This is a genomic window from Butyricicoccus sp. AM05-1 (assembly GCF_003474415.1).
GTDB classification, from domain to species: domain Bacteria; phylum Bacillota; class Clostridia; order Oscillospirales; family Butyricicoccaceae; genus Agathobaculum; species Agathobaculum butyriciproducens.
In genome coordinates, this window is sequence record NZ_QUDG01000001.1 from 473,431 (window position 1) to 494,498 (window position 21,068).

The following is a 21,068-nucleotide window of genomic DNA, read 5'->3' on the forward strand; positions in this document are numbered from 1 at the left end:
ACCGGCTGAACGGGAAGGGCCTTCCCCCGCACCATCCCGACGCCTGCGGTTTAAGGACGAGGATACCGGGCAGGACAGTCCTTCGGGCCACAATGGCCCGAAGTCCAAAAGCGGCAAGTTTCAAGAGGACAGACGGAAAAGCCGTCCCTCTGACCGCATGAGGCAGGAGGATGAAGCGGGCGGGCCGCAGGATACCGGCAAGGCACAGGAGCCGGAGGGCTCCGCCGAGAAGGCCGGGAGCAAAAAGGACAAGTACCAGAAAGCACAGGCAAAAGCGGAACACGCCGGGGGAAAGCTGGGAAAGGCCCGGGAGAAACTGGACAAGACCGAGGCAAAACGGGCAGCGAAGAAGCCGCCGTGGCTTGCAAAAAAGGCAGTCCGGGGAGCCCGCACAGAAGCGTGGTTCTATGTCCACAACAAGATACACGAGGTCGAGCATGAAAATGTGGGTGTGGAAGGAGCCCATAAATCCGAGCTGGCCGCAGAGGCCGGAACCCGGAAACTGACCCGCTATGCCAAACGCCGCTGGCGGGAACACCCGGCCCGGAAAGTGGCAAAGTGGGAACGGAAGGACATAAAAGCCCGGGCCAATGTGGATTTTCAGAAGATGGCCTCCGAGCACCCGGAGCTTACCAGCAATCCGCTTTCCCGTGTGCAGCAGAAATGGAAACTGAAACGCCGGTATTCCAAAGAGGCAAAGGCGGCTGCAAAACAGGGTGCAAAGGCCGCAAAGAAAACCGCTGCCGCTTCGGGAACTGCGACCCGTCGGGCGGCGCAGTTTGTGACCCGTCATCCCGTGGCGGTGCTGGTCCTGCTCCTGCTGTTGCTGCTCTGTTTTCTTGTGTCGGCGGTAAGCTCCATCTTTCCCACGCTTGGCAGCGGCCTTGCCAATGCGTTATCCGGCACCTCCTACGCCTCGGAGGATACGGACCTGCTGGGGGTGGACGAGGACTACACAGCGTTGGAAAACGAGCTGGCGCAGACGGTGGCAAACATCGAAAGCACCCATCCCGGCTATGACGAGTACCGCTATTCGGTGGACGAGATCGGCCATAACCCCTATGAGCTGGCGTCCTATCTCTCGGCAAAGTACCATGTCTATTTCCGGGAACAGGTGCAGGACGAACTGCGAGAAATCTTTGAGGCACAGTATGAGCTGACCTTGACGGAGGAAGTCGAGATACGCTACCGCACCGAAACCAGCACCGACCCGGAGACCGGGGAAACCACCACCGAGGAAGTCCCCTATGAGTATTACATCTTAAATGTGACCCTCACAAACAAAACGCTGCCTGCCGTGATCCTGCCGAGGCTTAACGAACAGCAGCGGGAAATCTACACCATTATGCAGCAGCTCAAAGGCAACAAACCCTATCTGTGGGAAGGGATTTACAACGGTGGCGAAGATACCGGCCCCAGCTATGAGATACCCGGCGAGGCGCTGGATGACCCGGCTTTTGCGGCGCTCATGGAAGAAGCCACAAAGTACATCGGCTGGCCCTATGTGTGGGGCGGCTCCAGCCCGTCCACCTCCTTTGACTGTTCGGGCTTTGTCTGCTGGGTGTACACGGCCAGCGGCGTCCACAACCTGCCCCGTACCACGGCGCAGGGCATTTATAACCAGTGTGCTATCATTTCCCCCTCCGAGGCAAAGCCCGGCGACATTATCTTTTTCACGGGAACCTATGACAGCCCCGGCCCTGTGTCCCATGTGGGGATTTATGTGGGCGACGGGATGATGCTCCATTGTGGTTCGCCCATCCAATACGCAAACATCAATTCAAGCTACTGGCAGACACATTTCTATGCCTTCGGGCGTTTGTGAGCCAGAGGAAAGGAGTCCTTGCATGAACAAGATCGACAAGCTCGATAAGGAATTGGAAAAAGCCCGGGAGAAGGCTGCCGAATGGCAGGCAAAAATCCGGGAGCTGGAAAAGCAGAAACAGGAGGAAGAAAACAGCCAGATCGTGCAGGCGGTGCGCTCGCTCAAACTGACCCCCGCCCAGCTTATGGCTTTTCTGAATGACCCCAAAAACAGCCTTACCGCTTCGGGCCATACTGACCCGAAGCCGGAGGCACTCGAAAAGGAGGACACAGCCCATGAAGAAAATTAAATACCGCAGGCTGGCGGCGATGGCTGCCAGCCTTTTGTGTTGCCTGAGCTTTACGGTCCCGGCCTACGCCCAGAGCAGCGAGCCGCAGCCGGAGACAACGCCCGCCCCGGTGGAAACCGAAGCGGAGCCGGAAACCCAGAACCCCTTTACCCCGGACGGGACGGGAACCGTGGTGGACAACGCCACCGACGCGGATGGAAAGGAGTTCTACACCATCACGACCGCAGACGAGAGCGTGTTTTATCTGGTGATCGACAAACAGAAAACCAGCGAGAACGTCTATTTCCTCAATACCGTTACCACAGACGACCTTCTTCCTCTTGCCGAACAGGGTAAGGAACCGCCCAAAGAAGTGACCCCGGAGCCAGAGCCAAAGCCCACCGAACCGGTGGAGGAAGTACCGGAACCCGAGCCGGAGAAAAAGGACAGCCCCCTTCTCTCTCTGCTCCTGATCGGTGCGGTGGTGCTGGCCGGCGGTGGGATTGGTTACTATTTCAAGATTTACAAGCCGAAGCATGAGGCCCCGGATTTGGAAGATGATTACTGCGAATATGAGGACGGGGAGCTGGAGGAGATCGCAGAGGAACCCGAGGACGAAGATACCCCGCCGTGGGAGGAAGATACGGAGGAATGAGAATGAATTTTACAAGCAGCCCTTTTGAACGAATGATGAAGGAAGTACCGCACCCCGGCTGGGACAATGACGACCCTTGTAAGGGATGCCGTTATTACAAGGAGTGCAAAGGAAAGAAAAAACAGTGCCGGAAGAAGTTCCGGGCGCTGATCGTGGAGCCCCGCCCTTCGGGCCATCGTGGCCCGAAGTCTTAAATGGACGCCCGGGAGCTGACCCGTGACGAGAAGAAGAAAATCCGTTCTCTGGTCACGGGGATGTGTGCCAACTATGACAGGGAAAGCGGCCTGTGCCTTCCTCTGGACTGTGCCTGTTATATGCTGCACAAGTGCTGGACAGGGGCGTACTGCCGTTACTTCCGTGAGGCTGTCCTGCCCCTTGACCCGGAGCTTCAAGCGGCGCTGACAACGGAAGGAATCTCCCCGGAACTGCGGGCCTGTGCGGTCTGCGGAAAGGCATTTTGGCCCGAGGGGCGTCAAGCCTACTGCTCCGACGTCTGCAAGGCCGAAGGAAACCGTCGGAAAAGCCGGGAACGCATGAGGAAAATGCGGGAGAAAAGGCCGGGCGGCTGTTACGATTTGCCGCCTCCAAAGGCTTGACATTCCGGGCTTTTTTGAGGGTGTTTCCGGGGTGGGAATATCTTATTACATTTCTCCCCGGTCTGCCCTCTTATTCCGTAACATCCAGCACTTCGGGTCATGTTAGCCCGAGGCACAGAAAGGAGGTATCTCTTGGAGACAGTACAAGGATATGTGATTTTGAAAGCTGCCACCTTTGAAACCGGACACGGCTTTGCGCTGGGGCATAATCCGGGAGCGCCGAGCCCCTTTGTGACCTGGCAGTTTACCGAGGGGGAAAACGGCCATCGGGATTACTACTGGGGCCGCTATGGAACCAGTCAGGCGTGGGCGCAGCGGGACTTTGACCGCCGAGTGGACGACTATCAGCAGCTTTACCATGCGGCGGTCAAGCATACCGAGCTGGGACCGGAGGGCGTTTACCGCTATTATTCTACCCAGCGGCCCGTGGACATAGGAACTTACCCGAAGCCGCCGGATAACCAGCCTCTTTCCATCGTCAACTACGACGATGACAGGCGGCGTCCTGTGGCAGACGGCAGGCTGATGGCATGGGGCGAACTGACCTACGCAAAGCCGCTGACCGAAAAGCAGATGGAGGATTATGAGCTGAAACCAGCACCGGGCAATCCTGACCGGGTGCGCCCATCCATTACCGCCCGGCTCAAAGATGAAACCAGAGGGCAGGAACCCCCGAAGGAGCCCGGCCAGAAGCGGAGCCATAAAAACCATGAGGAACGATAAAGGAGGATCGCCATGCACGAAAAAGACAACTATCTGAAAACCGCCGAGCTCTCCACAGAGCAGAACTGCAACATGATCGACGGCGTACCCAACAACACGCCCATCCCGCCCACGCCCCCGGAGTTGGACGCAAAACCGCTGGATAAGGTAAAGGAGCCCAAAGAACGCCGGAAAGGCCGGGAGCTGGAACGCTGATGGAGAACCGCAAGCGGAATGTCCATCTGCACGTCATGGTAACACCGGACGAGCTGGCGGCCATCCATGAGCGGATGGCCGAGGCGGGCATTTCCAACGCCGGGGCTTATGTACGGAAAATGGCTCTGAACGGGTATATCCTGCACATCGACCTTACGCCCGTAAAAGAGCTGATCTCTCTGCAACGGCGCTGTTCCAACAATCTCAATCAGGTCGCCGTACACGCACACACCTATGGCGTGTACCCGGAGGAAATCGACGGATTGAAGCGGGACTATGAAAAGCTGTGGGGCGAGGTGTCAAAGGTGCTGCGGGAGCTCTCCGAGCTGGTGGCAAAGTAAGACGAGGGCGGCAGGCTTCCGTTGCGGGGCTTGCCGCCCTGCTCTTTTTTTACCACTTCGGGCCAGTATGACCCGAAAGTTTGGGACAGGATTTACTAATCTTTCGCAACATTTATGTCCCCGGGCAGGCATGATAAAATAGAGGTAGGAAGGATAGATAAAGGAGGTTTTGAAGATGAAGATACTGCTGAAAATATTGGTTGCTCCCTTTGCTTTAGCGTTGTCCCTTCTGGCGGCTCTGCTGGTGTTCCTATTTGATATTTGTGCCGTCCTGCTGACGATTGCCTCTGTGATCCTGACGGTGCTGGGTGTCGCTCTCTTTTTCACGCCGACGCCCATAGGCGGGATCGTATTTCTGTTTCTTGCCTTCCTTCTTTCGCCGTATGGACTGCAAGCGGCGGCGGGCTCCCTTCTTTGGGCGCTGGACGGAGGCAAATCCGCTCTGTACCGGTTTCTGGCAAGTTAAGCAGCCTCGGGCCATACTGGCCCGAAGTCGGGGCGGTCTGAATGGGCCGCCCCTTTCTCATGGAAAGGAGGAATGATTTTTGGCTACCACAACTTTGTTACAGCGCCATGCGGGCGAAGGCGAAACGATTGCTGAGGCTATCCGGGATTGTCTGGACTATGGCAAGGACCCGGAGAAAACAGAAAGCGGAAAGTATATCTCCGCTTATGAATGTGATCCGGCCACCGTGGCGGACGAGTTCCTTTTGGCAAAGGCCAGCTATGCCGCTATGACGGGCCGGGAACAGAAGAAAGAAAATGATGTGCTGTGCTATCAGATACGACAATCCTTCTATCCGGGCGAGATCACCCCGAAGGAGGCGAACCGTATCGGCTATGAGCTGGCTATGCGCTGGACAAAGGGGCGGCACGCTTTTATCGTTACCACGCACACCGATAAGCAGCACATCCATTGTCACATTTATTACAACTCCACCACCCTTGACTGCACCCGGAAATTCCGAAATTTTTGGGGCTCCAGCTTCGCCCTTCGGCGGCTCTCTGACAGGCTGTGCCTTGAAAACGGGCTGTCCATCGTGGAGAACCCGAAGCCCCGGAGCAAGAGCAAGTATCGGAACTATGGGGAGTGGCAGAAAGACCGGAAAGGGCCGCTTTCCTATCAGGACCGACTGCGCCTTGCTATTGATACTGCGCTGGCGGAACGCCCCGCTGATCTGGACGAATTTCTCAATTTGATGAAGCGGGCCGGGTATGAGGTCAAGACGGTTCGGGGCGGCGGTATCAGCTTCCGGCTGACCGGGCAGGGACAGGAACGCTTCACCCGTCTGCGTGCCTCCACGCTGGGGGACGGCTACGACTTGCAAGATGTTCTGTCCGCCATTGAGGGCAAAGAAAAACGCCCCGGGCGCTCGGAGCGGAAAATCAGTCTGGCGGTGGATATTCAAGCAAAGCTGGCTGCCGGTAAGGGGCCGGGATATGAACGCTGGGCGAAGGTATTTAACATTAAGCAGATGGCCGCCGCTCTTGCTTATATACAGGACAATGGCCTGACCGATTATGAGCAGTTGGCACAGAAAGCCACCGAGGCAGCAGACCGTTTTCATACCATTTCCGAGCAGATCAAGCAGACGGAACAGGCCATGAAAACCAATGCCGGGCTAAAGGCCGCAACGGTTCAGTATGCCAAAACCCGCCCAGTCTTTGAGCAATATAAGGCGACGAAGTACAGCCGGAAATTCCTTGCGGAGCATGAGGCCGACCTTGAACTGTACCGGGCTGCACAAGCGGAAATGCGCTCTCTGCTGGGTGGGGCGAAGCTCCCTAAAATGGATGTGCTGAAGGAGGAAGGCCGCAAGCTCACAGCAAAGAAAAAACAGCTCTATGGAGAATACCAGAAGGCACGACGGGATATGCAGGAGATCGTCACGATCAAGGCGAACATTGACACTCTGATGGGCTACACCGAGCCGGGAAGAAAGCAGGAAAAGGAGCGTTAAGGTTATGAAAATAAGGAGCAAAGCGACGCTGACACTTCGGGCCATGTTGGCCCGAAGATACGGGTTTGGGGCGAGCCCCAACAAGCCGCCTTTGTGCCACTTGTGGCCACAGAGGCATTGCTTGCCACTTAGCGGCAGCCCCTAAAATGGCGCAAAAAAACAGAGGCCCTTATTCTGGAACCTCCGTTTCTCTGGCTTTCTTAATGCCCTCGGCTGTGGCTTCTATCACGACAAGCTCTTTTTCATTCATGGAGTTTAGAAGTACATCAATGTGCTTTCTGCAAGAGCTTGACCTTGCCCCTCCGTCCGCATGAATAAATTGGTCAACTGAAACGTCAAACATGGTAATGAGTTTAACAAAAAGGTCGAAACTGGGATACTGACCTTTGTTCTCAATATTCATAATGGTACGGGAGTCACGGTCTACTAATTCCGCAACATAGGCTTGTGTCCAGCCCTTTTCTTCTCTGGCTCTTTTGAGAGCCGCCCCGAGGCCGTGAAAGTCAAACCTTCTTTCATCTTGGTTCATTCTCATATCACCCTATATCATTGTACATTTCGGGTTGGATTATGAAAATGTAATGAAATATGATGTAAGGTGGTATTTTATTTCCGCTATGTTTTCTTGAACCTTGAAAACACAAACATCCATTCATTCATTGACATTATTTTTTCTCTGTGTTATACTGTTATACACAACATCATAACAGTTAAAACACACGGAGGATGCAGAAATGAAACTGATTATTTCAAATGTATCTGGCGTCCCCATATACGAGCAGATTAAACAGCAGATCAAGGCGGCTATTTTATCTGGCGAGCTTCAAGCCGAAGAAACTTTGCCCTCCCTTAGAACACTTGCCAAAGACCTAAAGATCAGCGTCTTAACAGTGACAAAGGCATACACAGAATTAGAGCAAGAGGGCTTTGTTAAAAATGTGCAGGGGCGCGGATGTTTCGTAATGGGGTCTGGTTCAGAACTGATTAAGGAGCAGCTTATTTGCAAAGTAGAAAACAATCTCACCGAAGCAATAAAAGCTGCAAGAATGGCAAATCTATCCACAGAGGAATTACATCGCCTTTTGGACATTTTAACGGAGGTAAAAACAGATGACTAATTATTTAGAGGTAACGAATCTTTCAAAATCTTTTGATTCTTTTCAACTTCACAATATCAGCTTTACTTTGCCAAAGGGGTATATTATGGGCTTGATCGGCCCGAATGGTTCTGGCAAAACAACGACAATCAAACTGATTTTGAATATGCTCAAGCGCACCGGCGGCACAGTCAAAGTGATGGGGCTGGATAATATCGCAGAAGAACAAAAAGTAAAATCAGAGCTGGGCGTTGTTTTCGATACAAATTATTTCAGTGATGATTGGAAAGTGTCGCAGGTTGAAAAATCCATTTCGGTATTTTATCCAAATTGGGACAGCCAGAAATTTGCGGATATGTTACGGAAATTTCACATTGCACCAACCAAAAAGGTAAAAGAACTTTCCAAAGGTATGCAGATGAAGTTAATGCTTGCCTGTGCGTTTTCATACGACGCCAAACTGCTGATCCTTGACGAGCCGACCAGTGGACTTGATCCGGTTTCCAGAGATGAACTTTTGAAAATTCTTTCAGAGTATATTGAAGATGGCGAACATAGTGTTTTGTTCTCCACCCATATCACAGGCGATTTGGAGCGTGCAGCCGATTATATTACCTACATCAGTTATGGCGAGTTGTTCTTTACTGGCAGCAAAGATGATTTTGTAGATATGTTCCGCATTGTAAAAGGTGGAATTGAGGAACTGTCCAATGATCTGAAAAATAAGGCGGCTGGTATTCGTACATTCCCTACGGGATTTGAGGCTCTGATGAAAACCGAAGATATTAACGATTTCTCCAACCTGACTGTTGAGCCTGCCACTATTGATGAAATTGTAGTGTTTACAAGCAAGAAAGGTGACGATTATGAGTAATATTTTGAAATCCACAAAATTAGATATTGCATTGGTAAAACCATATTTTAAGACAATTTGTTTCACCCTGCTTCTGCCGATTGTGTTTGCCGCAATCAATCGTTCTTTACTGACAGGGGTATCATTTGCTATGTGCTTTATTGCCATGACGACGGGATATACCTTTTCCATCACAGAAAAAAACAGTATGGATCGTCTGTTTGGTATTTTACCTGTTCGGAAAAGCGAGCTTGTGATCGGACGCTATGTTTTCGTCCTTGCAATGGGGCTTCTTTCCTTGATTATTTCTTTGATTGCACAGCCGCTTGTCTTGAAAGTGCTGGGTGAAACAGTTGGCGTATTTGACATTGTAACCGCCGCTATTGCAGGAGTATTCTTATTTGCACTCTATACTGTGTTCCAGATTCCGGGATATTACAAGTACGGCTCAATCAAAGGACGGGTATTTATGTATATTCCAGTGGCCGGTTTTTTGGTGACTTTACTTCTTCTCTCTAAAATGCCAGCTATCGGGAAATCAATTATTTCAGTCGTTGAATCTTTTCCGATACTTCTCGTTTTCTTTGCGGTTTTTGCTATTGTCGTGATGTATGCGGTTTCGATCTTCTTGTCCATTCGGATTATGAAGAACAAAGAAATGTGAGGTGATTGTATGGATTTCACAATTTTGGCAGTTGTGCTTTTGCTTGGTGTTGGCGTTCCTATCCGTAATAAACTCATACGGAAATATCGGGATAAGAAAAAGAATGATCGCAATTCGGAGTGAACAATATGGAGAAAACAGAGTTCATCCGCTGCCCAGTCTGCGGGAATAAAACACGCGACAAAATTCGGGAAGATACCGTACTTAAAAATTTTCCTCTCTTTTGTCCAAAATGTAAAAGTGAATGTCTAATCGACATTGAACAATTAGACTTACGATTAGCATTATGGGAATACCGTCGTTACTAATGACAGTATTCTGTTTGCTTTATGAGAAAATGCTCAATGCTGGAATGGGCAATAAATTTGAATTTGACAAGGAGATAATAATGATACCAATTTCTGATATTCTCATCCGCTCAATTAGTGGGTATGTGTTTATGGTTCCAGTCTTCGTACTGTATTTCTTGTGGCTCAAAAAATTGGGGAGAACACAAAGTTTTCTCCATACCGCTGCAGTGTTTGTTTTTGGTTATTATTTATTCGGACTTTTGACCGTCACAGGCATCGGCTTTACAAGCACAATGACCTTTCGCCCGAACATTTCTTGGACTCCATTTATCGGTATGATAACTGGGCCAATTGATACCATTCTGAATATTATTCTGTTTGTCCCGTTGGGATTTTTCCTGCCGCTGCTGTACAAGAAATATCATCACATGAAGACGGTTGCATTGACTGGCTTTCTGTTTTCTTTGGCTGTTGAAATTGTCCAGATGTTTGGCTGGGGTTCTTCCGACATCAATGACTTGATGACAAATACCGCTGGAGCCTGTATTGGATTTTTAGTTTATTGTCTGCTGTCAAGAATCTTGCCTGCCAATCTGAAAAAGCAACTTCAATCCAGCCGTGTCAATGCTGTGGCTGAAGTACTTCTCTTTGCTATTTGCACATTTGCCATTATGGTCACGGCTCAGACTTGGTTTGTCCATGATGTGCTGAATGTTCCATAAATTGTATCGGAAACAATCGGTCTCAGATATAAAAAAATAGTGTCTTCTGTTTGACACACCTGCAGACCGATTTTTCCGTATTGAACTTAGTCGCGTCAACGAAGCCACTACCTATGGAATTTCAATCTTTTCCTTCCTGTTATGCTTGGACAGATTGAATAATTCTCTTTGTGTTATATCTATTATTTTTAGGTAATAGTCCACAACGGCTTCTAACATGAAGGTACAAAAAATAAAAGTTGATCCTCAATCAACCCTATTATTGTACTCTTCAATTCATACTTTTCGATCTCAATGGTAGTATGGTTAGATAGACATCTGTTGCCGCTATCCCTTGGTAAGTTACCCGTTCAGCTTACCTACAAATTTAGAATACAATAAATGGCATCATTTGAACAGACTATATTTTTGGGATGAACTGTTCTACTATGAGAGCTTCGGTCTGTTTGCTGTGCTGATTCTGGTACAGTTGGCGGCCACCGGCGCAGCAGCGTTCCGCTTTTACTACAAACAAAGAAAAGGCTGAATAGAAAATAGGTATCATCAATCAAAAATATCATTGGAGGTATAACTTATGGAAAAAGAAACAATGGGAACTGTAATTTCAGTTACAAAACAATGGTGGTTAAAAGTGAATCGTAAACCTGCCCGCGTTCATGCGATGGATGGCGCAGCCTTTCCGCATACTATCAAGGTCAAATATACGATAGACGGCAAAGATTACATCTGCCGAAAATGGATTGGCGCAGGAAACAAAGTCCCTGACAAGGGAACAACGATTAAAGTTACTTATTGTAAAGATAAGCCATCGAAAGCAAGAATTGAACTCTAATTCAAATTGAATGACTAACACGGTATGTTTTGGCCTTTGCGGCATGAAACATACCTACATATTCAAACATCTGCCTCCACAGCGGGGAAAAGAAAAAAACCGCTGACGGGCAGAGGATTTCGTGCGCTTTTCTGTATCATCGACTGATACGGCGGTTTTGAGAAAATCAGAGCCGCCGTTTCTTTTCGTCTATCCTAAACCAACGACGACCTAACACCGTGTAAATCCACGGCGGCATATAGGAGGATTGCCGCCGTGTCTATTTTTGCCTTTTTTCATAGCACCCATGACCTACATCAGTTAAAAAAAGCATAGCTCCGCCTCCGGGTTATTCCGGCTATGTATGCGAAATTTGTTGGAACCTTAATTATTATGTCATTTCATGCGTCCGTGTGGCTTCATGCCGCCCGGGCGCTTTTGCGTTCTTATGCGTTAGCTTCGGGTCATGTTGGCCCGAAGTCATTCCCCGGTGCCGCTCCCCGCCGCCTTCGTTTCGGTCACTCGTCAACCAACAACCGAAACGGAGGTCAATATGGCTATTATCAATTTGCGGGACTATTACCCATTTTATACATCGGATTGCTTCATGGAAGTATCGGAAGAAGTTGCAGAAATGTTCAAAGAGTTTGAGCGTAAAGAGGCTGCTTATCGGCTGCGTACATACCGCCACAAAGCCTACTATTCCCTTGATCGGGACGACGGGCTGGAGCACGAAGCTGTCTTTGTCGCCTTATCGCCCCATGAACTGTATGAGCGGAAAGTGACCATGCAGGAGCTTCACGCAGCGATTTCCAGTTTGCCGGACAAACAGGCAAAACGGATTTATGCTCATTTCATTCTCGGCATGACCAAACAGGACATTGCCCGGGCAGAGGGCGTCCATGAAAAAGTGGTTCGTGTCGCAATCGAGCGAGGTCTGCGGCGCTTAGAAAAAATTTTGAAAAATTCTTTGTAAGGCGTACCGATTTAGGCCGGAAAATGAAATGGCTTATGAGAGGCAAAACACTTCGGGTCACAATGGCCCGAGGTTCAGACAAGCCTCATGCAGATTGAAAATTGAATAAAAAGACACCCGGATACGAAGGGGAACGCGCTGTGTGACAGACCCGCCATGACCTCAGATTTCAGAGAATACAGTCTTTGTAAAACTGAGCGAGCGAACAGGTCCATGCCATAGGTGGGGCAAGGCTGGCTCCACCGGAACAGGCGCAGAACCCGGATACTTGCGTTTAGTCACAGTCCGAGCGTTGAAGCGGCCTTGCAAGCCGTGAGCCGTCGCAGGCAATGAGAACGCCTTGCCATCAGAATGGGGAGAGTTGAAATACTATGGGGCATGAAGCCTATGCCCGTCCGGTGTGTCTGAAATGAAGTGAAAACCTATGGGGAGCCCCCGGCAATGCTGTCTGATGATAGGCCAACCAATCCGGCGTGGCTCCCCATCTTTTCAAAAAAGGAGCACTTTATGGGAAATGCGTTTGGAATGATCCCCGGCTTGGAACCGGACGAATGGAGCAATGACGCCTGCCGTGGTTATGTCATTATGGCAATGGAGGACTGCGGATTTTCAAAGAAGGATATACGGCGTGTTGTGGGGCAGCTTTATGAAGTATTCGACCTCAACAGCGTGGAGGACGCCAAAGAAAAGTACCTTTCCAGTCCTTACTGACCTCGGGCCACATTGACCCGAAGTGGAGAAAGCTCAAAGGGCGGCACCTGCTGGGTGCCGTCTTTTGACATTTCCCCACGGGACAAGTGGGAAAGGCTGGCATATACACGCACTTTCGCAAAGGAGGTTTTCAATGACGCAAGCTGTCACTTATGAACGAGAAACAAAGTCTGTCGCATTTCAAGGGAAGATCATTGTGCTGGAAAGCCTCACGCCGGTACTTCCCCCGAAGGAGAAAGAACAGCGCAAAAAAGAAATTGAGCGTTGTCTTTACGAGGTGTTCAGTAAATATGGGGACAGATTTCCCTAATCATTCGCAACATTGTTGTCCGGGGCTGCTGATGGTATAATATAGTTGTAAGGTTGGTAGCTCCATTCCAACAAGGAAAGGAGCCCAATATGGAATTTATCAGAGAAGATTGTATTTACGCAAGACAGTCAGTAGACCGCAAGGACAGTATCAGCATTGAAAGTCAGATCGACTTTTGCAAGTATGAATTGAAAGGCGGGAGCTGCCGGGTATTCAAGGACAAAGGGTATTCCGGTAAGAATACGGACAGACCGGAGTTTCAAAAGCTGCTGGGCGAGATCCGCAAGGGAAAGGTTCGGCGGGTCATCGTGTACAAGCTGGACCGTATAAGCCGCTCTATTCTGGACTTTGCAACGATGATGGAGCTGTTTCAAGAGTACGATGTGGAGTTTGTATCCTCCACGGAAAAGTTTGATACTTCGACCCCGATGGGCCGGGCCATGCTGAATATCTGCATTGTATTCGCCCAGCTTGAACGTGAGACAATTCAGAAGCGTGTCACAGACGCCTACTATTCCCGGTGCCTGAAAGGCTTCCACATGAGCGGGCAGGCGCCATACGGTTATCAGTTAGAGCCTACTGTGGTAGAGGGTATCCGCACAAAGAAAATGGTTGCCGACCCCGTAGCCGCCGACCATGTTCGGCTGATGTTTGAAATGTACGCTGAACCGGAAACCTCCTTCGGAGATATTACCCGATACTTCGAGGAACATGACATAAAAATTTATGGCAAATCCATGTTCCGTACATTTCTTTCCCAGCTTTTAAGAAACCCCGTTTACGCACAGGCCGATTTGGAACTGTACGAATTTTTCAAGAGCCAGGGTGCAGCGATTGTGAATGACGCTTCTGACTTTGCTGGAACAAACGGCTGCTATCTCTATCAGGGGCGGGATGTGAAAGAGGACAAGGACAGGTGCTTAAAAGACCAGATACTTGTTATCGCTCCCCACGAAGCACTCATTTCCTCTGACACATGGCTGAAATGCCGGAAAAAACTTATGGCAAATACCACCTTCCAGCAGGGACGGAAACCGAAAAATACTTGGCTGGCCGGAAAAATCAAATGCGGTCATTGTGGGTATGCTCTGAAAGCCACCCATGTACCAAACAGCACCGGATATTTCCGCTGTACCAAACGGACGGAAAACAAAGGCTGTCCAGGCTGCGGGAAAATTCGCAAAGAAGAATTTGAGCAATTCATTTTCTCGGCCATGCAGGAGAAGTTCAAAGATTTTCAGATACTCCACGGCAAAGAGGAAAAGGTCAATCCGAAGCTGACAGCCTATCAAGTAGAGCTGGCACAGGTGGAGGCAGAAATTGAAAAGCTGCTGGACACACTGACCGGAGCCAATGCGACCTTGCTTGCCTACGCCAACAAAAAAATTGAAGAACTGGACACCCGACGCCAGACCATTTCAAAGGCAATCGCCGAATTGAGCGTTGAAACCATATCGCCCCAGCAGATAAAGAAGTTATCCTATTATCTCGACAACTGGGAGAGCATAGATTTTGACGACAAAAGAAAAGCCGCCGATGGTTTGATCTCTACAATCAAGGCCACCAGCGACCGTGTTCAGATAGAGTGGAAAATCTGACATTTCCGCTCTATCGCCCCTCATTTCTATTTTATCTTGTTTGTACCCCTTGTACACCGATGTTTGGTGAAGTTAAAGAAACAAATTCGAGACTTCTTTAAAGAATTTAAAAAATTTGATTTTTCTGGTTTAGATGCTGACTTAGTCAATCAAAAACTTATTGCGCATAATCTACATAATGATAGCTTCATACAGAATTTTGTAGTAGATCCCCAAAAATAAACCCGATTGCCTATAAAGGAGCCCGGAAGTTAATTGAGACAAACATTTTTTGTGATCTGATCTTTAATCTAAAGCAAATTGATAAAACTTTACGCCACAAGACCTTTGTAGTGCATCTTTTTCATCAACACTATCCATATTAGACAAAACCCGTGTATAACTTAAGTTATACACGGGTTTTGTCATTTTTGACACCAAATAAGACCAATTAACCTTGCCGACTGTGCAGAATGACAGCACGAAAGAAAACAATATATTCTATATTCCTATGTTTTGCCTCTCGGGTGAGGCGGCAGCATAGTAATTCTTATTTTTTAGGAGGGGCAAAACATGAGAATACCATATGGTTTTACTTTGACCAGTAGCGGGACACTTGAAATCAATAGGAGTGAAGCAAATGTTGTGCGTATGATTTTTGATTTCTATATGGCAGGAGCAAGTTTGGGAAAGGTCGTGGATATGCTTCATGCAAAACAAATATCTTCTCCGACCGGAAAAGCCAAATGGACTCAGCTGCGGTAGATCATCTTCTTTCTAATGGTAAATACATAGCTGTTATTGGCATGGAGAAGTTCATGGATGCACAGTTTGAGAAGTCTGCCTGCTGCAATGTTGATTACGATAAGGAAGGAACATCAAGGAAAGGCACACGCTATGTTTCCCCTGCCGTGATTCAGATTTGATTTATCTTTCATATTTCTACAAGTTATGCTACAATAGCCTCAAGAGGTGAGGCGTGTGGCAAGGAAAATCAGCATGATAGATTTAGCTGGCATTGGAAATTTGTTGGAATACCTTGTGGCAGCGGATAATATCACCTGCGAGGAACGAGATCGAATTATACTGCGAATCGCAAAGGAAAATGATATTGCTGAATATACGCTCTCCGCTCTCGCTGGCTATGGCAAGAGTAAGAGTGAGGTATTGGAAAGTGTTGCACGGAGAAGAACTCGGTATCACAGGACAAGAAGCAAGATGAAAGTTATATTTCTCTTACCGAGATTGCTCGAGCACATAGTGAGGATGCTCCAGGATATGTGATTCAGAGTTGGTTGCGAAGTGGAAACACCTTAGCCTTCCTCAACCTGTGGGAACAGGAAAATAATCCTGATTACAGCGAAGCCGGTTATGAGGAGCTTTTAGAAAAGAAGAAAGCCGCTTCTTTTACATTGACACCAAAGCTGTGGATCGACCGAACAAAGGCAATCGGCATTGTTTCTAAGCAAGGTAAAGCCAGAGGAACATTTGCTCATCCGATGATTGCTTGCGAGTTTGCTTCATGGATTGCACCAGAGTTTAAGATGCTATTGATTAAGTTATCTTTGGGGAGGACGCACCTAAAGTAACAATTTGAATCATGTATAGAAATTGACGGATGATGCGCATAAGCCATTCAATTCATCAATAAAATATTCCTTAAAATTATAGAGAGGAAACTTGAATTATGAGTAACTCTATTCTTTATTATCCGACAATTGAGTTTCGCCACGAAGATTATCAATGGCTCTGGAATGCAGCTCTTTTTGCGGATAAAATATATAGAATTGTGCCCCCTGGATATGAATTGAATGAACCGCGAAATATTAGAGAGTTGTGTTCTACCGGCGAAATTGGAATCCCACTATCTCCTGTTCCGTATTCAAAAGAAGCGAGTGAAGAATTTTCGAAGTTTATGGATGAGAATCATAGAAAAGCAGCTGCGCTTTCGCTGATTGAGGATGATGAAACAGAATATATCCGAATTCATTCTTCAAAAATGGATGTCAAACTCTTGCAGGATATTTTCTTCAAGCTAAAACATATTGACGAGGATGAAAACTGGCTGTATGCAAGCCCCCACACTGTGAACTTCTATATGACCTTTTTAGCAAATCACATTGCAAAAAAGAATTCACTATCTTTGTGGACCAGAAATCAAGAGTTGTGGACAACATCAACCTACTTTTTATACGGAGGAGCTCTTCAGGATGATTATCGACTGGGGAAAGAATACATTGAACCGAGCACCGAAGCATTAGTATCGATTATGATTCCAGATATTTTTCCACAAGATCTTTTGCATGTTCCTCCCACAGATATTCTTCGTTTTCGTGAAAAGCGAAAAGATGAGCGCAATCAATTTTTGAATGCCATTAAAACTCTTCGCAATGAGCTGGCTCAAGCAGATGCTCCTGAAGTGATAGAGGCAATTATTAATGATGAAAAGAAAAAAATTGATTCTGCAGCGAATGAATATAGAAAAAGTATGGATATTTTAAGGGTTGCTAAGTTTGGTGGTATATTGACAACTGTAATTACTGTAGCTGCGGATGTATTGGGGTATTGTAGTAATTTCCCTGATTTATATAAAGGCGCAATTGAGTCTTCCGGCTTGTGGGCCGGAATCTTGACTGGGATTTTTGAGAAAAGAGTAGGGAACATTAATAATCCATATACTTACTTAGCACAAATCAAGTCTACTTTTTCGTATTATCCAGGAGCCTCCAAACTCTTTGGAGGGCAACCGCAAATTGCAAAGTATAACTATACTTTATACCGCGGATTTGAGGAATTTATAAACGATTAGTTAATATGTCTGGAGTAACATAGAAATTCACATAAAGCTTGCTGTATGATATTTAAAACAGAACTTTTTTCTTCTTTTTAGCCAAGAGAAAACTCCGCACTATCTAAAGGTGGTGACCAGATGGAATTCATTGTTCGAGAATGTCCCAACAATGGTATACTTGGTGGACCGTTCGAGAAAACGATTACAGCCTATATAGGCCAACAACATAGTTTGGCAGAGATTTCCATAGAGCAATTTGGTGAACGTATCATTACGGTTCATACTGTAGAAGATGCCTCCATATACGACCTTCATCATTTATACTTTGATTTGAAGCGTCTAATAATGCTAATGGATGGGCAGTTTTATCCAATCACATCGGTTACTCAGGATGGAGTCGAAATCACCACAAGCATTCAGAAAAAGTTGCTTCCTAATTATTTTTCTGCTGATTTTATGATTGGAGAAAATAACCGTTTGATTAATTTTGATGAGGTGCTTTCCGAAACACTTTTTTCAAATTGGTGTCTGATTCAAGAGGAATTAGATATTGTTCACAATACGGCTTTATATTGCCTTTCCAGAGTTGAAATGCCTGTGGACATGAAATGTGCTTTCCTAATTGAAGCCTTTATTGGTGTGGGCGAGATTATTCAGAGCAAAAAGAGCGAATTTGTTTTGCCAAAAAGGAAGAGTCGTGAGGAGTCCCAATTAGGTTTGGATCTTAAATATATAATAAGCCATTATGGGCAAGAAATTTTTCGGGGTGAGTACCAAAAAGACTTGGAAGGTTTTGTGCAAATATTAGTAAATAGTAGGAATCGAATTGCTCACATTAAAAGTAAGCAGAATAGAAAATTCTTGAATGGTGATGAGAGTGTGCTTTACCTACACAAGCTTTCACTCATGTATAGAATTATTTTATTAGATTTGCTCGATATTCCACTAAACCGATACAAGGAGAGATTGTCTAATCGTATTGAAACTATAAATTGCTGGTGGGCAGATAGATGCGACCAATGATTTTCTCTGCAAATTGAGGTTTGGACCGATATCTATAGTGTTTCGCTATTACACGTCGGAGCAAGCTTTATATCGCTTGCTCCGACTTTTTTATCAAAAAAGTCAGAGCGCACTCATTCCGCTGCTCCTCCTTTTCAAGCCGCAAACGCTCCGCTGGTTTGCGGCTTGATGAGATGGGGCTTTGGATTGGTGCATCTTTTTCGTCAACATAGTTCATACAAAACAGGGACAAGAGATAAAACCTCTTGTCCCTGTTTTGCTTTATCTTACCCGGAAATACCAAACAGCTGTCTGCCGTTTTCGGTTGTAATCCGTTCAACCTCTGCGGCACTCATGCCCTTGATTTCCGCGATAGTCTCAGCCATGCGATGCACATACAGCGAGGAATTACGGCGGCCGCGAAACGGCTCGGGTGCCATGTAGGGCGAATCGGTCTCGATCATCAATCGCTCAATCGGCACTTCACGAATGACTTCCTTCGCCTTTTTGGCATTTTTGAATGTGATAACACCGGTAAATGACAGATAATAGCCGAGTTTCAGCAGTTCGCGTGCCATTTCGACGTGACTGGCATAGCAGTGGTATACGCCGATCACATCCGGATACCGACGGGTGATCTCCATGCTGTCGGCGTGCGCATCGCGGTCATGCACGATGACAGGGAGGTGCAGTGCACGCGCCAGCTCCATTTGGCGGGCAAATACAACCTGCTGCCGCGCACGCGCACGCTCATCTTTTTCCCAGTAATAGTCAAGACCAATTTCGCCGATGGCGCGAACCTTGCTTTCGTTCTGTGCCAGTGCGCGGATGGTCTCCAGATCAGCCTCCCAGCCGTCCTCGATGTTCTCCGGGTGAATACCGACCGCCGCATATACAAATGGATATTTATTCGCGTAGCTGACCGCTTTGCGCGAGCTTTCCACATCGCAGCCGGGATTGAGAATCAGGCCGACATTGTTCTCGGGCATGGAAACCAGCAGCGTATCGCGGTCCTCGTCGAACCGTTCATCGTCATAGTGTGCATGTGTATCAAAAAGCATAGTAAACCTTCCTCAAATCCAGCCGAAATGCCTGCAGGCGTTCCAAAGTCCGTCCTTATCCACGTCGGTTGTGATGTAATCCGCTTTCTCCTTGAGCGCGGCGCGGGCATTGCCCATCGCAATAGACAGCCATCCCTGACCGAACATGCAGATGTCGTTCATGCCGTCGCCAAACACCACAATATCCTCATCTGGAATGGATAAAAGCTGCTGAAAATAGCGAATACCTCGCTGTTTTTCCTTCGGCTCAACGAAAATCACATGAGGATTGTACCGCACAAGCGGCAGACCGCCCGCGTCAATATGATTCTCCTCATCAGGCGTGCAGACGTAGTAAACCTTGTACAGATGCTCCAGCCTGTGATAATCAAAATGCGGGTCCCACAGAACAGGGAAGTAGTTCTCCGGTGCATACGGAAGATAATTTTTATCCGTTGTTACGCATAGTTTCTCATTCTCCGGCGACACCGCCCACGGAATACCGGCCTGCTCAAGCCGCTCGATCAGCGCAATGCAGTCGGCCGTCGGCAGCGACTCCATCTCGACAATTTCGCCGTTGTGCGTTACGCTCCAGCCGCCGTCCGCTACAATGTCCGTGAAGCCGTAGCGCGCGGCAACGGCTGCTGCAGATGCCTGCAGCCGTCCGGTCGCAATGGCGGTAAAGTGGCCGTTAGCACGAAGCTGCGCCAGTGCCTTTACTGCGCTTTCCGGCATCATGGTGGTGAGACCGGTGGAAAGCGTGCCGTCAATATCAAAAAAGAAGTATTTTTTGTGCATGTAAAACCCTCAATAACAGAGTGAAGAGTGGAGAGTGCAGAAAACATAAATCTCCACTCTTCACTCTCCACTCTGTTCTTAAGGCAACACCGCACAATTAAAGCGGCGGCTCCTTGTGCAGGCTCCGATCGCACTGCCGCGGTGCTTTGCGGAAATTTTGTGTCCTGACTTTGGCTTCGGTTCCTTGCGCGAGTTCCGTCCGCGCTGCCGAAGTTTCACGGTAATACATCAAGTATTACCGCAAAACTGTGCCTCGTCAGTACGCAAAATTTACTCGCAAATCACTCTTGTTCAATTATGCGGTATTGCCTTAACTCTTTTGCTTAAAATATATCACAGAATCATAAACAGCGTGCCTGCCGCAATCAGAATGCCGCCGATCACGCCCTTGACCGTCACGGTCTCATGCAGGACAACAAACGCCAGAATCATCGTGATAACAACGCTCAGCTTGTCGATTGGAGCCACACGGCTGGCTTCGCCCATCTGCAGGGCCTTGTAGTAAAACAGCCACGAACCACCGGTCGCCAGTCCGGACAGGGTAAGGAATACCCAGCTTTTGGCGCCGATTGCGCTTACGCCGCCCTGTTTTCCCATCAAGAAGACCATGCCCCATGCCATCACGAGCACCACAGCGGTTCGGATAGCAGTAGCAAGCGTGCTGTCCACGTTTTCTACGCCGATTTTGGCTAAAATCGTTGTCAGTGCGGCAAATACCGCAGAGAGCAGCGCATAAATGATCCACATTGCATTTCGCCCTCTTGTCATAATTTTCGCTTCCTAAATTGTTGATTGTAGTGTGTGCGAAATTATACATGGGATAACACATCTGTTAACCCATTCGTAGGGCGGGCTGCCCTCA

Annotated in this window: 29 protein-coding genes; 25 read left to right on the top strand and 4 right to left on the bottom strand. The window is 48.0% G+C overall.

From position 1 onward, the window contains the following. Positions 1–157: 157 nt before the first annotated feature. The 9 genes from DW088_RS02775 to DW088_RS02820 all read left to right on the top strand — a co-directional run bounded on the left by DW088_RS02775 (position 158) and on the right by DW088_RS02820 (position 6,564). Positions 158–1,825, top strand: a complete 1,668-nt coding sequence (locus tag DW088_RS02775) for a C40 family peptidase (RefSeq protein WP_118359310.1) — start codon at positions 158–160, stop codon at positions 1,823–1,825. Positions 1,826–1,847: 22 nt separating this feature from the next. Further along, positions 1,848–2,114 (top strand): DUF4315 family protein, encoded by a 267-nt coding sequence (locus DW088_RS02780; protein ID WP_117861113.1) that lies wholly within the window; start codon positions 1,848–1,850, stop codon positions 2,112–2,114. Further along, positions 2,101–2,748, top strand: a complete 648-nt coding sequence (locus DW088_RS02785; RefSeq protein WP_025543445.1) for a DUF4366 domain-containing protein — start codon at positions 2,101–2,103, stop codon at positions 2,746–2,748. Before DW088_RS02780 ends, DW088_RS02785 begins: the two co-directional genes overlap by 14 nt. A gap of 194 nt (positions 2,749–2,942) precedes the next feature. After that, positions 2,943–3,344: a cysteine-rich VLP domain-containing protein gene (locus DW088_RS02795; RefSeq protein WP_064786966.1), complete on the top strand. Its 402-nt coding sequence runs from the start codon at positions 2,943–2,945 to the stop codon at positions 3,342–3,344. 99 nt (positions 3,345–3,443) lie between these two features. Further along, positions 3,444–4,067, top strand: a complete 624-nt coding sequence (locus DW088_RS02800; protein WP_118359312.1) for a hypothetical protein — start codon at positions 3,444–3,446, stop codon at positions 4,065–4,067. Positions 4,068–4,079: 12 nt separating this feature from the next. Further along, positions 4,080–4,262: a DUF4316 domain-containing protein gene (locus DW088_RS02805; protein ID WP_003500078.1), complete on the top strand. Its 183-nt coding sequence runs from the start codon at positions 4,080–4,082 to the stop codon at positions 4,260–4,262. Then, on the top strand, positions 4,262–4,603 hold the full coding sequence (locus DW088_RS02810) for a plasmid mobilization protein (RefSeq protein ID WP_005927607.1): 342 nt from the start codon (positions 4,262–4,264) through the stop codon (positions 4,601–4,603). The genes DW088_RS02805 and DW088_RS02810 overlap by 1 nt, the downstream gene beginning before the upstream one ends. A gap of 175 nt (positions 4,604–4,778) precedes the next feature. After that, the gene (locus DW088_RS02815) at positions 4,779–5,069 is read left to right on the top strand and encodes a CD1845 family protein (protein ID WP_005927606.1); all 291 of its coding nucleotides are present in this window, start codon (positions 4,779–4,781) and stop codon (positions 5,067–5,069) included. A 79-nt stretch (positions 5,070–5,148) separates the two neighbouring features. Continuing rightward, complete coding sequence (locus DW088_RS02820; RefSeq protein WP_118359314.1) at positions 5,149–6,564, top strand: relaxase/mobilization nuclease domain-containing protein; 1,416 nt, start codon at positions 5,149–5,151, stop codon at positions 6,562–6,564. 169 nt (positions 6,565–6,733) lie between these two features. On the opposite strand, the gene DW088_RS02825 is transcribed toward DW088_RS02820, so the two are convergent. Then, positions 6,734–7,099: a helix-turn-helix transcriptional regulator gene (locus DW088_RS02825; protein ID WP_004064252.1), complete on the bottom strand. Its 366-nt coding sequence runs from the start codon at positions 7,097–7,099 to the stop codon at positions 6,734–6,736. Between the two features lie 199 nt (positions 7,100–7,298). Between DW088_RS02825 and DW088_RS02830 the strand changes: the two genes are divergently transcribed. The 16 genes from DW088_RS02830 (at position 7,299) to DW088_RS02900 (ending at position 18,389) form a co-directional block, all read left to right on the top strand. After that, complete coding sequence (locus DW088_RS02830; RefSeq protein ID WP_002578893.1) at positions 7,299–7,682, top strand: GntR family transcriptional regulator; 384 nt, start codon at positions 7,299–7,301, stop codon at positions 7,680–7,682. After that, entirely contained in the window at positions 7,675–8,535 is an 861-nt protein-coding gene (locus tag DW088_RS02835; protein ID WP_118359316.1) for an ABC transporter ATP-binding protein, read from the top strand. The genes DW088_RS02830 and DW088_RS02835 overlap by 8 nt, the downstream gene beginning before the upstream one ends. Continuing rightward, positions 8,528–9,178: an ABC-2 transporter permease gene (locus DW088_RS02840; protein ID WP_117502866.1), complete on the top strand. Its 651-nt coding sequence runs from the start codon at positions 8,528–8,530 to the stop codon at positions 9,176–9,178. The genes DW088_RS02835 and DW088_RS02840 overlap by 8 nt, the downstream gene beginning before the upstream one ends. Positions 9,179–9,306: 128 nt before the next feature. Continuing rightward, positions 9,307–9,486, top strand: coding sequence for a cysteine-rich KTR domain-containing protein (locus DW088_RS02845; RefSeq protein WP_074021989.1), 180 nt, complete (start codon positions 9,307–9,309; stop codon positions 9,484–9,486). A 14-nt stretch (positions 9,487–9,500) separates the two neighbouring features. Continuing rightward, entirely contained in the window at positions 9,501–10,190 is a 690-nt protein-coding gene (locus DW088_RS02850; protein ID WP_223385979.1) for a VanZ family protein, read from the top strand. Between the two features lie 391 nt (positions 10,191–10,581). Next, positions 10,582–10,716, top strand: coding sequence for a hypothetical protein (locus tag DW088_RS16530; RefSeq protein ID WP_256186109.1), 135 nt, complete (start codon positions 10,582–10,584; stop codon positions 10,714–10,716). A 48-nt stretch (positions 10,717–10,764) separates the two neighbouring features. Beyond that, the gene (locus tag DW088_RS02855) at positions 10,765–11,022 is read left to right on the top strand and encodes a DUF3592 domain-containing protein (protein ID WP_117502867.1); all 258 of its coding nucleotides are present in this window, start codon (positions 10,765–10,767) and stop codon (positions 11,020–11,022) included. A gap of 532 nt (positions 11,023–11,554) precedes the next feature. Further along, positions 11,555–11,977 (top strand): RNA polymerase sigma factor, encoded by a 423-nt coding sequence (locus DW088_RS02860; protein ID WP_015564337.1) that lies wholly within the window; start codon positions 11,555–11,557, stop codon positions 11,975–11,977. Between the two features lie 441 nt (positions 11,978–12,418). Next, positions 12,419–12,688, top strand: a complete 270-nt coding sequence (locus DW088_RS02865; protein WP_015564338.1) for a hypothetical protein — start codon at positions 12,419–12,421, stop codon at positions 12,686–12,688. Positions 12,689–12,821: 133 nt separating this feature from the next. Beyond that, the gene (locus DW088_RS16010; protein ID WP_015553872.1) at positions 12,822–12,998 is read left to right on the top strand and encodes a hypothetical protein; all 177 of its coding nucleotides are present in this window, start codon (positions 12,822–12,824) and stop codon (positions 12,996–12,998) included. An 89-nt stretch (positions 12,999–13,087) separates the two neighbouring features. Continuing rightward, positions 13,088–14,596, top strand: coding sequence for a recombinase family protein (locus DW088_RS02870; protein ID WP_015564339.1), 1,509 nt, complete (start codon positions 13,088–13,090; stop codon positions 14,594–14,596). Positions 14,597–15,148: 552 nt separating this feature from the next. Further along, the gene (locus DW088_RS02875) at positions 15,149–15,340 is read left to right on the top strand and encodes a recombinase family protein (protein ID WP_118359318.1); all 192 of its coding nucleotides are present in this window, start codon (positions 15,149–15,151) and stop codon (positions 15,338–15,340) included. Between the two features lie 216 nt (positions 15,341–15,556). Next, complete coding sequence (locus DW088_RS02885) at positions 15,557–15,859, top strand: hypothetical protein (protein WP_147356538.1); 303 nt, start codon at positions 15,557–15,559, stop codon at positions 15,857–15,859. Further along, a complete protein-coding gene (locus DW088_RS02890) occupies positions 15,820–16,164 on the top strand; it encodes a KilA-N domain-containing protein (RefSeq protein ID WP_243029763.1) in 345 nt (114 codons plus the stop codon). Before DW088_RS02885 ends, DW088_RS02890 begins: the two co-directional genes overlap by 40 nt. Before the next feature lie 98 nt (positions 16,165–16,262). Next, positions 16,263–17,384, top strand: a complete 1,122-nt coding sequence (locus DW088_RS02895; protein WP_118359326.1) for a hypothetical protein — start codon at positions 16,263–16,265, stop codon at positions 17,382–17,384. Between the two features lie 120 nt (positions 17,385–17,504). Next, complete coding sequence (locus DW088_RS02900) at positions 17,505–18,389, top strand: HEPN domain-containing protein (RefSeq protein WP_118359328.1); 885 nt, start codon at positions 17,505–17,507, stop codon at positions 18,387–18,389. Positions 18,390–18,655: 266 nt separating this feature from the next. Here DW088_RS02900 and DW088_RS02905 read toward each other — a convergent pair whose 3' ends face one another. The 3 genes from DW088_RS02905 to DW088_RS02915 all read right to left on the bottom strand — a co-directional run bounded on the left by DW088_RS02905 (position 18,656) and on the right by DW088_RS02915 (position 20,953). Continuing rightward, a complete protein-coding gene (locus DW088_RS02905; protein WP_118359330.1) occupies positions 18,656–19,429 on the bottom strand; it encodes a TatD family hydrolase in 774 nt (257 codons plus the stop codon). Between the two features lie 12 nt (positions 19,430–19,441). Next, on the bottom strand, positions 19,442–20,206 hold the full coding sequence (locus tag DW088_RS02910) for an HAD hydrolase family protein (RefSeq protein WP_118359332.1): 765 nt from the start codon (positions 20,204–20,206) through the stop codon (positions 19,442–19,444). 333 nt (positions 20,207–20,539) lie between these two features. Then, positions 20,540–20,953, bottom strand: a complete 414-nt coding sequence (locus DW088_RS02915) for an EamA family transporter (protein WP_118359334.1) — start codon at positions 20,951–20,953, stop codon at positions 20,540–20,542. Positions 20,954–21,068 lie beyond the last annotated feature (115 nt).